Annotated in this window: 3 protein-coding genes; all 3 read right to left on the reverse strand. The window is 41.4% G+C overall.

Features of this window, described 5'->3' with window-relative positions:
- Positions 1 to 26 precede the first annotated feature (26 nt).
- Genes BIZ39_RS21800 through BIZ39_RS21810 form a run of 3 tightly spaced genes read right to left on the reverse strand, consistent with a single transcriptional unit; the run spans position 27 to position 1225 of the window.
- Positions 27 to 245 (reverse strand): hypothetical protein, encoded by a 219-nt coding sequence (locus BIZ39_RS21800; protein WP_187448114.1) that lies wholly within the window; start codon positions 243 to 245, stop codon positions 27 to 29.
- Between the two features lie 26 nt (positions 246 to 271).
- Entirely contained in the window at positions 272 to 547 is a 276-nt protein-coding gene (locus BIZ39_RS21805; protein ID WP_187448115.1) for a hypothetical protein, read from the reverse strand.
- Between the two features lie 9 nt (positions 548 to 556).
- On the reverse strand, positions 557 to 1225 hold the full coding sequence (locus BIZ39_RS21810; RefSeq protein WP_187448116.1) for a site-specific integrase: 669 nt from the start codon (positions 1223 to 1225) through the stop codon (positions 557 to 559).
- Positions 1226 to 1298: the final 73 nt, after the last annotated feature.

Below are 1298 nucleotides of genomic sequence, written 5' to 3' on the forward strand. Positions count from 1 at the left end.
ATATATGGGCGCGCCCATATCGCAAGCTATTTGTTCAATTTTTCTTCAAGAAGCGTAAATGCGTCCATTAATGCCTGCTCACGCGTCCCTGAATGCTTTCCAATGACCTTTGCAATGAAATCTCGCTTTTCATCGGCTGTCATGCCGTCCGAGTCGTTGAATCTAACCGCAGCGAAACTAGGTGTCCCACGGCGCTTTTCGTTGTATCTCTGCTCTGCTCGTTGTTGTGGTGTCTTTTCAGTCACGTACTACCTCAAATGTTCATCAATAATTACAAAAGACGCTTCCAGTCCTTAATGAAGTTTTTGACTGCTAAAACTAAAAATGAAATCAATGCCAAAAGAGCAAACTTATCATAGCGATATAAAAGTTTGTCTCTAATAACGTCTTCTAGTGGTTTCAAATGACCCTTCAGCTCTAATCCATTAACTGCGTAGTTGCCAAGCACTAGAACCCCGAAATAGATGACTACTCCGAATGTTAAAGCCCAATGTGTTTTTTTCGACAAGCTAAATACATACAGAAACTCTATCACCCAATTAGGCATTTCAAACCCTTACTTTATGCGTGCGAACACGCTGTTAAAAATCTTTTCAATTTCACGCTCAACAGGCTTTATTTTGGCATCCAGCGTCGCTTTTGTTTTGATACCAGAAATATCCTTCAGATCGTTATAGCCACACCCATAGTCATACATCATTTTGACCCAGCTATCTCGAAACGTACTCAATGTAGCCCCTCGTAATCTAGAGTTATCCAAGAAGCTTTTAAGCTTGTCATCGAGCGACCGAGTTTGAAAGCTTACGCTGCCGTCTTTTTTAGCTTTCCCACGAGGCGTCAATTTGAACGGCTCCAACTTGTCATTCACAAACAACTTCATATCTGGGTTAAGGCCACGATACGTATGCAAATTACTTTTGCCCAGGCCACATTCTTTAAGCCATTCAATATATTCGTCTAACAAAGGCAGAACATGGTCGGCAGTGCGCAACTCTCTTGCTTCACCGTTAAACGCGAGCTCTTTTGGTATATGCCAAATTGAGTACCATTCACCAGACTCACTCATGACGGAACTGAGCGGTAATTGACAAACCTCTTTTCTATCCAATCCCCAATAACACAATCCAAAAATCAACGCCTTGTTTCTTGGGGCGAATTTGGGCTGTGCATTCGCTTCAATCAAATGCTGAATGTCATCTTCAGTAAAAATTACTTCTATCGGCATTACTGCTAAATACGTCCATAACGGTTAAAAACTAAACATATATTCTCTAGATTACATCGCCTAGCTGTCGTGT

This window comes from Alteromonas sp. BZK5 (genome assembly GCF_014349115.1).
In the GTDB taxonomy this organism is placed as follows: Bacteria; Pseudomonadota; Gammaproteobacteria; order Enterobacterales; family Alteromonadaceae; genus Alteromonas; species Alteromonas macleodii.